Annotated in this window: 9 protein-coding genes; 5 read left to right on the top strand and 4 right to left on the bottom strand. The window is 63.9% G+C overall.

The features are described from left to right. Nucleotides 1–1,508, bottom strand: a 1,508-nt coding sequence (locus tag EN745_RS22025) for an inorganic phosphate transporter (protein ID WP_145992093.1), incomplete at its 3' end; no start/stop codon positions are given. A 136-nt stretch (nt 1,509–1,644) separates the two neighbouring features. After that, the gene (locus EN745_RS22020; protein WP_126058025.1) at nt 1,645–2,178 is read right to left on the bottom strand and encodes a TetR/AcrR family transcriptional regulator; all 534 of its coding nucleotides are present in this window, start codon (nt 2,176–2,178) and stop codon (nt 1,645–1,647) included. Nucleotides 2,179–2,276: 98 nt separating this feature from the next. Here EN745_RS22020 and EN745_RS22015 point away from each other — a divergent pair, with 98 nt between their 5' ends. After that, a complete protein-coding gene (locus EN745_RS22015; protein WP_189363120.1) occupies nt 2,277–3,599 on the top strand; it encodes an efflux RND transporter periplasmic adaptor subunit in 1,323 nt (440 codons plus the stop codon). Beyond that, nucleotides 3,596–6,679, top strand: a complete 3,084-nt coding sequence (locus tag EN745_RS22010; RefSeq protein WP_126058024.1) for an efflux RND transporter permease subunit — start codon at nt 3,596–3,598, stop codon at nt 6,677–6,679. Before EN745_RS22015 ends, EN745_RS22010 begins: the two co-directional genes overlap by 4 nt. A 151-nt stretch (nt 6,680–6,830) precedes the next feature. On the opposite strand, the gene EN745_RS22005 is transcribed toward EN745_RS22010, so the two are convergent. Continuing rightward, a complete protein-coding gene (locus EN745_RS22005) occupies nt 6,831–7,289 on the bottom strand; it encodes a L,D-transpeptidase (RefSeq protein WP_126058023.1) in 459 nt (152 codons plus the stop codon). A gap of 350 nt (nt 7,290–7,639) precedes the next feature. On the opposite strand from EN745_RS22005, the gene EN745_RS22000 reads away from it, so the two are divergent. Next, a complete protein-coding gene (locus EN745_RS22000) occupies nt 7,640–7,972 on the top strand; it encodes a hypothetical protein (protein WP_126058022.1) in 333 nt (110 codons plus the stop codon). Between the two features lie 31 nt (nt 7,973–8,003). Next, a complete protein-coding gene (locus tag EN745_RS36240; protein ID WP_189340605.1) occupies nt 8,004–8,171 on the top strand; it encodes a hypothetical protein in 168 nt (55 codons plus the stop codon). Nucleotides 8,172–8,235: 64 nt separating this feature from the next. Here the strand turns inward: EN745_RS36240 and EN745_RS21995 are convergent, their stop codons facing one another. Beyond that, nucleotides 8,236–8,922 (bottom strand): response regulator transcription factor, encoded by a 687-nt coding sequence (locus EN745_RS21995; RefSeq protein ID WP_126058021.1) that lies wholly within the window; start codon nt 8,920–8,922, stop codon nt 8,236–8,238. A 94-nt stretch (nt 8,923–9,016) separates the two neighbouring features. Between EN745_RS21995 and EN745_RS21990 the strand changes: the two genes are divergently transcribed. Next, complete coding sequence (locus EN745_RS21990; protein WP_245455362.1) at nt 9,017–9,748, top strand: response regulator transcription factor; 732 nt, start codon at nt 9,017–9,019, stop codon at nt 9,746–9,748. The last annotated feature ends 189 nt before the right edge of the window (nt 9,749–9,937 follow it).

The following is a 9,937-nucleotide window of genomic DNA, read 5'->3' as shown; positions in this document are numbered from 1 at the left end:
GTCGACCATTGCAGCCCCGAGCCGTTCGCCGCCATGGTGCCGGCAACGCCCGACGACAGCACATGGGTGGTCGACACCGGCAGGCCGAGGCGGTCGGCCATGCCGATCGTGACCATCGCCACCAGCTCCGCTGCGGCGCCCTGGCCACAGGTCAGATGGCTCTTGCCGATCTTCTCGCCGACCGTCACGACGATGCGCTTCCAGCCGACCATGGTGCCCAGCCCGAGCGCCAGCGCCACAGCGATCTTCACCCAGAGCGGAATGAACTTCGTCGCGTTGTCGACCGCCTTGTGATAGTCGGTTACCGCCTTGAGATCGGCGGCCTCCATCGGCAGCAGCTTCTTTTTGTCGATCAGTTTGAGCGCCTCGCCGATCAGATAGATGTCGTTGCGGGCGTTGCCGACCAGATCGGTCGGCACCTTTTCGATCGAAGCGTAGGGCTGCAGCGAAGCCGTGGTGTTGTGAATATATGTCTGCAGCGCCACCGTGGTTTGGTCGTTCCAGGTCCTGGTGCGCACGGCGTCCTGGACGGCCGCCTTGGCATCGGGGACGGTGATGCCCGGCTTGACGTACTTGCCCAGTGCCTGTTCGACGCTCACCGAAGCCGACTTGTAGGCTTCGAGATAGTTGATGTCCGGGGTGCGGTTGAGCGTATAGGCCGTCGGCACCACGCCGATCAGGATCAGCATGATCAGGCCCATCCCCTTCTGGCCGTCATTCGAGCCATGGGCGAAACTGACGCCGGTGCAGGTGAAGATCAGCAGCGCGCGGATCCACCACGGCGGCGGGGTGTTGCCCTTCGGCGCCTCATAGAGCGCCGGATTGCGCACAAGCAGTTTCATCGCATAGAGCAGGATTGCCGCGGCGAAGAAGCCGATGATTGGCGAGACCAGCAGCGTGGTGCCGACATTGGTCGCTTGTGACCAGTCGACGCCACTGGTGGCGCTGCCGGCCGGCGCCATGAACTGGTTGGCGAGGCCGACGCCGATGATCGACCCCACCATGGTGTGCGAACTTGAGGCCGGCAGGCCGAGGAACCAGGTGCCGAGGTTCCACAGGATCGCGGCGACCAGCAGCGCGAACACCATGGCGAAGCCTGACGAGGAGCCGACCTGCAGGATGAGCTCGACCGGCAGCAGCGACAGGATGCCGAAGGCAACCGCGCCGCTGGAGGTGAGAACGCCGAGGAAATTGAAGACGCCCGACCACATGACGGCGAACTCGGCCGGCAGGGAGCGGGTATAGATGACCGTCGCCACGGCATTGGCGGTGTCGTGGAAGCCGTTGACGAACTCGAAGCCCAGCGCAATCAGCAAGGCGATGCCGAGCAGGATCCACGGCACCGTCTTGGCTATGGCGAGATCCTGGCTGAGTGCGTAGGCGACATAGATGACGCCGGCGAGCACGATCACTCCGAAGGCCGGCAGGAACCACTTGGCGCCGCCGGTTTGATTGAGTGGATGATCTGGCCTTGGAATGCCCGCTTCGCTCGAAACAATGTCCACCATGTCCCACTCCCGTTCGCACTTCGGCACAACCACAGGTGAGGCTATGTCCGGTCGATGAAGCTGGTGTGACGGGCGGGATACCGGGCTCGGCAGGGAGGGCATTTCAAAACGCCAGTCAAATGCCGGCGCTAGGCCCCTATCCGGCGATCTCCAGCAGCGACGAGGTCAGCAGCTGCCGCTCATCCTTCGAGAGCACGTCGGAATCGAAGAGATTCATGCTGCGCATGCCCTCGATGGCGAGGAAGCAGACCAACAGCGCGCTGAGGTCGTTCGTCTCCCCCTTGAGCCGCTCGAACAGCTGCCGCTTGAACGATTTGATCGGCGTCAGGAATTCGGGATCCTCGGCGATGGCGGAAAATATCCAGGACGCCGACGGCTGCGGCTCCTCGCATTCGTCGGCCGAGAGCTTGATATAGGCCGCGAGCGCGCTTTCATGACCAGCCACGGCGGTGCGGGCTTCCATCGCCTGCTCGAATGCCTTGAGATAATCCTCCACCAGGCTCTGCATCAACTTGGCTTTGGTCGGGAAATTGTAGAGCAGGCCGCCCTTCGACACGCCGGCGCGGCTGGCGACGGCGTCCAGCGACAGGCTGCCCGGACCCGTCTCGCGCGCCACGTCGGCGGCGGCGGCGAGTATCCTGTCACGCGAATTTGCTCTGCGGGTTTTCATCGGTGCATCCCCCTTACATTAGCCTAGGCGGAATTGACAACACCGTCCAGACGGTACAGTAAGATCGCCATCATTTGAAAACGGGACCTGACGTCGATATGTGTCCCGCTGTTCGACGACTATTGCCGGACGCCGGCCGAGGGGGACTGTTCGTGAAGCGCTTCTTCATCATCGTCGGAATATTGCTTCTGCTCATTGTGGTGTGCGGCGGAATTGTCGCCTTCAACCTGTTTCGTGACAGCGCGATCAAGCAGTATTTCGCCACCATGAAGCCGCCGGCAGCGACCGTTTCGACGGTCATCGTGAAGCCGTCCGAGTGGACGCCGGGCGTCGAGGCGATCGGCACCGTCAATGCCGTGCGCGGCGTCGACCTCACCGTCGAAACAGCCGGCATCGTCAAGAGCATCATGTTCCACGCCAACCAGAAGGTAGCCGACAACGCCGTGCTGCTGCAGCTCGACGATGCCGTCGAGCGCGCCGATCTCGCGGCGGCGAAAGCACAGAACGTCTCTGACCAGACGGCGCTCGAACGCGCCGTCGAATTGCAGCGGCGCGGCGTCGGCACCGACGCCACGCTCGACACCGCGCGGGCGACCGCGTCGGCATCCGCCTCGCAGGTCAACAAGCTGCAGGCGGTGCTCGACCAGAAGCAGCTGACCGCTCCCTTCGCCGGCACTGTCGGCATCCCCAAGATCGACCTCGGTCAGTATCTCGCCACCGGATCCTCGGTGGTGACCCTGCAGGACCTCGATACCATGCGGGTCGACTTCTCGGTGCCGGAACAGCAGTTGCCGCTGCTCAAGATCGGCCAGACGGTGCGGCTCGGCATCGGCGGCGGCAACAGCGATATGCCGTTCGCCGGCGCCATTCGCGGCATCGACCCAAAGATCGACCCTACGAGCCGGCTGGTGTCGATCCGCGCCGAGGTCGCCAACCCCGACGGCAAGCTGACGCCAGGCCAGTTCGTGCAGGTGCGCGTCGAGTTGCCGGAGGAGCCGAATGTCCTGACGCTGCCGCAGACGGCCCTGACCTCCAGCCTCTATGGCGACTTCGTCTTTGTCGTGCGTCCGGCCAAGCCCGCGGGCGACGCTGCCGCTCCAGCAGCCAAGCCCGAAGAGAAGCCGGATGCGACAAAGACCGGCTCCACCCCGGCCGCCAAGCCGGACGAAAAACCTGACGAAAAGCCGGCCGACGCGGCGGCCAAGCCGGTGGAAGGCGAAAAGCCTGAGCTTGTGCTTGCCCAGGTATTCGTCAAGCCCGGCCGCCGCAACGCCGGCATGGTCGAGATCCTGGAAGGCATCACCGCCGGCGATGAGGTCGTCACCGCCGGCCAGAACCGGCTCTTCAACGGCATGTCCGTTGCCGTCGACAACACAATCGATCCGACCAAGCCGGCGAACAAGCAGGCCGCCCAGCAATGAATTTCTCCGACATCTTCATTCGCCGGCCGGTCCTGTCGACCGTGCTCGCCTGCATGATCCTGCTCCTGGGTTTCCAGGGCATCTTCAACCTGTCGATCCGGCAGTATCCGAAAGTCGACGAGACGGCCATCACCATCACCACGGCCTATCCAGGCGCCAGCGCCGACCTGATCCAGGGCTTCATCTCCGCTCCGATCGCCCGCGCCGTCGCTTCGACCGAGAACATCGACTACGTCACCTCGTCGAGCCGGCCCTCCTCCAGCACCGTGGTTGTGCAGATGAAGCTCGGCTCCAACCCGGACGTCGCGCTGACCGAGGTCCTGTCCAAGGTGCAGGGCGTGCGTGGCACCTTGCCCGACGCCGCCAAGGATCCGGTAATCGTCAAGGGCACCGGCCAAGAGTTCGCGATGATGTACATCTCGATGCAGAATCCGAACATGACGAAGCAGCAATTGACCGAATATATCGAGCGCGTCGTTCGCCCGCGCATATCGACGGTCGAGGGCGTCGCCGACGTGCAGATCTTCGGCGCCGAGGATTATTCGATGCGGGTGTGGATCGACCCGGTCAAGCTCGCCGCGCGCGGCGTCACGGCGGCCGATGTGCTGACCGCCATCAACGACAGCAACTTCCTGTCGGCGCCCGGCAACACCGAGAACGAATACGTTGTCTCATCGATCACCGTGCGCTCGACATTGCAGACGCCGGAGGCTTTCGCGGCGCTTCCTCTGCGCTCCAAGGACGGCAATGTGGTGAGGTTGCGCGACGTGGCGCGCGTCGAGCTCGGCGCGGTCAGCACCGACACCAGGGTCTCCTTCAACGGCAAGCCCGGCACCTTCCTTGCCATCTTCCCGACGCCGGCGGCCAATCCGCTGACGACGGCGGCGGCGATCCACAAGCTGGTGCCGACGATCCAGGAGACGCTGCCGCAAGGCATGACGATCGAGATCGTTTACGATTCCACCGAGCAGATCAGCGCCTCGATCGAGGAGGTATTCAAGACCATCGGCGAGGCGGTGGCGATCGTCGTCGTCGTCATCCTGCTCTTTCTCGGCTCGTTCCGCTCGGTGATGATGCCGATCGTGACCATTCCGCTTTCGCTGATTGGCGTCTGCTTCCTGCTGTATTCGGTCGGCTACTCGATCAATCTGCTGTCGCTGCTCGCCATGGTGCTGGCCATTGGCCTCGTCGTCGACGACGCCATCGTGGTGGTGGAGAATATCCACCGCCACATGGAAGAGGACCACATGTCGGCCATGCAGGCGGCCTTCAACGGCATGCGCGAGATTCTCTCCGCCATCGTCGCCATGACCATCACGCTGGCGGCGGTGTTCGCCCCGCTTGCCTTCACCGGCGGCCTGACCGGCGCGCTGTTTCGGGAATTCGCGGTGACGCTTGCCGGCTCGGTTGTGCTGTCGGGCATCATCGCCATCACCATCACGCCGATGATGTCGGCACGTATCCTCAAGGCAGGCTCGCACAGCCGTTTCCAGCGCATCGTCGACGGCACCTTTGGCCGCGTCGAGCGCGTCTACGAGCGGATGGTCACCAGCTCGCTGAGAAACCGTCCGGTGACGTTACTGATCGTGGTCGCGCTGGTCGCGCTCACCGGCTTCATGTTCACCAAGACCTCAAGCGAACTGGCGCCGGAGGAGGATCAGGGCTTCCTGCTCTCGATCGTGACCGGGCCGCGCTACGCGACGTCGGACTATACCGAAACCTACGTCAACCAGATCCTCGGTCTGGTCAGGGACATCCCTGAGACGCGCGCCCAGTTCTCGGCCGTCGCCTTCGGCGGCGCCACCAACGGCGCCTTTGTCGGCTTCGCCTTCAAGGACTGGGCCGAGCGCACCCGCAGCTCGAAGGAGATCCAGGAAGACATCACCGGCCGGCTTGCCAAGGTGGCCGGCGTCGAGGCATTCGTCTTCGCGCCGCCGACGCTGCCCGGTTCGGGCGGCGGCCTGCCGATCTCCTTTGTGGTACGTTCCACGGGCGACTCCGCCGAAGTTTACGAGGCGGCTGAGCAGATCAAGAACAAGGCGCAGGCCTCCGGCCGCTTCATCGTTGTGCAAAACTCGATGTCCTATGACGCGCCGCAAGTGACGGTGACGATCGACCGCGAGCGCGCGGCGGCGCTGAACCTGCCGATCGCCGATATCGGCCGCACGCTTACGCTGCTGGTCGGCGGCGCCGAGGTGGCGCAGTTCGACCGCGACTCCAACAGCTACGACATCATCCCGCAGGTGCCGCAGGAATTCCGCGACAACCCCGAGAAGCTCGCCCAGTATTTCGTGCGCAGCGCCTCGGGCGAGATGGTGCCGCTGTCGGCGGTGGTGAAGATCTCGACCAATGCGGCACCCGCCGCGATCGAACAGTTCAACCAGCTCAACTCGGCGACGATCACAGCCCTGCCACTGCCGGGGGTCACCACCGGCGACGGGCTGAAGGCCATCGAGGATATCGCCAAGGAGAGCCTGCCCGGCACGTTCTTCATCGACTATTCCGGCCAGTCGCGGCAGGAGAAGGAGCAGGGCAACACCATCCTGATCGCTTTCGTTGCGGCTGTGCTCGTCATCTACCTGGTGCTGGCGGCGCAGTTCGAAAGCTTCCGCGACCCGCTGATCATTATGATGGCGGTGCCACTGTCGATCTTTGGCGCGATCGTGCCGCTCAACATCGGCTTGGGCACGCTCAACATCTACACCCAGGTCGGCCTGATCACGCTGATCGGCCTGATCACCAAGCACGGCATCCTTCTGGTCGAGTTCGCCAACCAGCAGCGTGAGCTCCACGGCATGCGCCGGCGCGACGCGATCGTCGCTTCGGCCAAGGTGCGGCTGCGGCCGATCCTGATGACCACGGCGGCGATGGCGCTTGGCGTGGTGCCGCTGATCATCTCCAGCGGCGCCGGCGCCGCCGCCCGCTATTCAATGGGCCTGGTGATCTTCACCGGCATCCTGGTTGGAACCATGTTCACGCTGTTCGTGGTGCCGATGTTCTACACCTTCATCGCCAGCAAGGACCTGCCGCACCATGCAGAGAAGCCGGATCCGAACCTGATGCCGGCGCTGCAGGACTGACGGAATCGAACGACAAAGGAAAAAAGAGGCCGGAAAATTCCGGCCTCTTTTTTGGTTGGGCGTTTACCGCGGAAGAGCAATGCCAGGCGGGAGGCGGAACGGATGAGAGGAGGTTTTGCCAACCCTCTTCGCCGCCTTCGACCACAGCCTGCTACTTGACGATGACGATGCTGGTGTTCGACGGGCCAAAGGCCTCGACGAGCTGGTAGAAATCGGCCGCGGCATCCGGGTGCAGCCGCACGCAGCCGTGCGAGGCCGGCTGTCCGAGACGCTTGATGGCATAGGTCGCATGCACGGCATAACCGCCGCTGAAGAACACCGAATGCGGCATCGGCGCGTTGTCGTACTTCTTCGAATACCACATCTCGTGCATGCGGGTCGGTTTGAAGGATCCAGTCGGCGTGATGTGCGCCCGGTCGCCGGTCGACACCTTCCAGGCGAAGGTCGGCCGGCCATCGACGGTGACCTCCATGGTCTGCTGAGACAGCGAAACCTTGGCCACGATCTGGTTGGCGTGGGCGGCGCCGCTGCCGGCGCCGAAAAGCAGGGCCGCGCCGGTGAACGCAGCGGCGGTGATGTTGATAAGCTTGGCGGAAATGGTGGCGTGCATGGCGATGTCCCCTCTCTCTGCCGGTCCGGCCGGCTCCAATTCGATGGCGGATTTATCGCTGGGTGATGTTTCAAGCCAATTTCGCTTGATGCTCACATTTGTTTCGAATCTGTTTCCCGTGGTTAACCGCCCGACGAGGGGCGTGATCGGGGGACAGGGCATATAGTTAACGCTTCGTTATCGGCATCAGGCTGCAAAGCCCCCAGACGAAAGCACCTATGCCTCTGATATGAAAGCGATACGACCTGCGCCGAAACCAGATTGCAACAAAGCGCGACTCGTGCGGCATGATCCCGATACAAGCCGGCAGCACAGTTGACGCAACGGGAACAGACGACAGCAAAACGAAAATGGGCAGGAAAACGAACCTACGCTCCTGGCTTCTCCGGACAAGCGTCGCTGCAATCGTCCTCGGCGGTGTCGGCTCTGTTGCCGGCAACCCGGCGACGACACTTGCGGCCATGAATTCCGGCGAGATTTCGACGCTGCATGCCGCGCTGTTCATCGCCACGGTCTGGATCGTGTCCAGCCTGCGCGTTAACCGGCTGAAGGCCCTCTGGCGGGTCGGCCTTCGGCTGAAGTGGATGCGCGGCGCCTCCGGCTACTTGCTGCCGAGAGGACCGAAGGCCCGCGCCGCTGCGGGGGGCTCCGTGGGCGGCGCGGGCGCTTCGGGGGTTTCCTGAAGCGGAACCACAAGTTGAAGGGATGGAGCCAATGAACACGAAATCTGCCGCAGCCGTGCTTTCCGCATTGCTTTACGCACAAGGCCTTCTGGGCTTTGCCGGCCTTGCCACCGTCCTCTTGCGGGACCGTGCCCAGGCTGAGGTGGTCGCCGTCGCCAGCGATGCGCCATCCGGCCCTTCGGCCATCGTGCTGCGCTGAGCGAGAGCATCGGACCAGAATGGAAACCGGTCCGATGCTGAAACAATCGAACAGTCTGGCTGATTCAATCGACGCGCTGCGTCGGCGGGTCGAACCGGTAGCCGGCGCCGCGTATCGTGGTGATGGTTTCGGTGTCGAGCTTGCGGCGCAGCCGCACGATGCGCGAATCGATCGAGCGGTCGAAGGCGTCGGCGTTTTCGGCCGGCGCCGCGGCGATGATGTCGTCGCGCGTCAGCACCTTGCGGGGACTTGCCAGAAACAGCTTGAGCAGCGCCACCTGGCCGGGCGAAAGCTGGTCTTCCGCGCCCGAGCGGTGCATGACCATCGCCGACCTCAGATCGACGGTTGCGTTCTCCAGCACGATCAGTTCCCCGGCGGCCCTGCCGCGCCGCGCCAGCAGGCCGCCGATGCGCGCGGCCAGTTCCCTGACGTTGAGCGGGCTCTCGACGACGTCGGCGGCACCGAGCTCGAGCGCCAGCACCTTGTCGACCAGGTCGGTCGGCCGGCAGATCAGGATGAAGTCGGGTCCGCCCTCGCCGCCATAACGCCGAAGCAGATCGCGCCCCTCAGCCTGGCTCAGGCTGTCGCCGACAACCACCACGTCGATGCCTTTGGCCGAAAGCAGCGATTCCGCTTCCCAGGGCTGGCGCGCCGCGCGCACGTCATGACCGCGCCGCTCGAGATGGTCGGCAAGGTCGCCCGCCACCACTTCGGCGACGGAAACGAGCGCGATGACGGATCGTGCGGCCATTTTTCTCCACCCTGCGACAGACATCTCAAGATGAGTGCTGGACATCATGTTTATACCCAATCTACTTTCCGCTGAAAGCGGGAGCCAGAGCATAGTGCGGGCAAGAATTGTCGTCGTCGAGGACGAGCCTGACCTGAGGGATGCCGTCGCCGAGTATCTCGGCGCCAGCGGCTATGAGGTGGCGACGGCCGAAAGTGCCGCCGCGGCGCGGAACCTGCTTGAGACGCAATCCTTTCATCTCGCCATCCTCGACATAGCCATGCCTGGCGAGGACGGCCTGTCGTTCGGCCGCTGGCTGCGCTCCAAGACCCCGATCGGCATCATCTATGCCACCGCGGCCGGCACCGCGCTTGATCGCATCGTCGGGCTCGAGCTCGGCGCCGACGACTACATCGTCAAGCCTTACGAACTGCGCGAGGTGCTGGCCCGGGTGCGCAGCGTGCTGCGCCGCGTGCCGCAGCCGGCCGAGCCGCAGGCCGCCAAGCCCGAACCGGCCTCTGCCGGCCGCCGCATGAGCTTCGGCTCATTCCACGCCGATCTCGACGGCAGGCTGGTCACCGGTGCCAACGGCGCGGTCGTCGACATGGCCAAAAGCGAGTTCGACGTACTGGAAGTCTTCCTGACGCGCGCCAACCGTCTGCTGACACGAGCGGCGATCTCCGAAGCGATCGGCTTCGTCGAGGACCCGGAATCTTCGCGGGCGGTCGACATCCGCATCATGCGGCTGCGAAAGAAGATCGAGACCGACCCCGCCAACCCGAAGTTCCTGCGCACGGTGCGCGGCGAGGGCTATATCTTCTCGCTGCCGAGCGGCGAGGGCAACTGAGCCTGAACCGCAGCGGCCCGAACTGTGAGGCCGCCGTCATTCGGCCATGACGGCCGGTGACCTTCGATATCCGGAATCCGGCTGGCGCGTGTCCTTCCGGATGCGCAAAGAACGCTGTAGCATTTTTGTCCTGCATATGGTTCCTCCGGGAACCCACGATCGATTTTCGAACTGTGTGCTGAATTTCAT

The organism is Mesorhizobium sp. M4A.F.Ca.ET.022.05.2.1, assembly GCF_003998845.1.
In the GTDB taxonomy this organism is placed as follows: domain Bacteria; phylum Pseudomonadota; class Alphaproteobacteria; order Rhizobiales; family Rhizobiaceae; genus Mesorhizobium.
The sequence above is the reverse complement of the archived record's forward strand: the minus strand, read 5'-3'. Positions and strand labels throughout refer to the sequence as shown.

Bases quoted from the DNA above. Each gene is read 5' to 3' on its own strand.
- EN745_RS36240 (WP_189340605.1), top strand. From the start codon at position 8,004: ATGAACACGAAATCTGCCGCAGCCGTGCTTTCCGCATTGCTTTACGCA.
- EN745_RS22005 (WP_126058023.1), bottom strand. From the start codon at position 7,289: ATGCACGCCACCATTTCCGCCAAGCTTATCAACATCACCGCCGCTGCG.
- EN745_RS21995 (WP_126058021.1), bottom strand. From the start codon at position 8,922: ATGGCCGCACGATCCGTCATCGCGCTCGTTTCCGTCGCCGAAGTGGTG.
- EN745_RS22020 (WP_126058025.1), bottom strand. From the start codon at position 2,178: ATGAAAACCCGCAGAGCAAATTCGCGTGACAGGATACTCGCCGCCGCC.
- EN745_RS22000 (WP_126058022.1), top strand. From the start codon at position 7,640: ATGGGCAGGAAAACGAACCTACGCTCCTGGCTTCTCCGGACAAGCGTC.
- EN745_RS22010 (WP_126058024.1), top strand. From the start codon at position 3,596: ATGAATTTCTCCGACATCTTCATTCGCCGGCCGGTCCTGTCGACCGTG.
- EN745_RS22015 (WP_189363120.1), top strand. From the start codon at position 2,277: ATGTGTCCCGCTGTTCGACGACTATTGCCGGACGCCGGCCGAGGGGGA.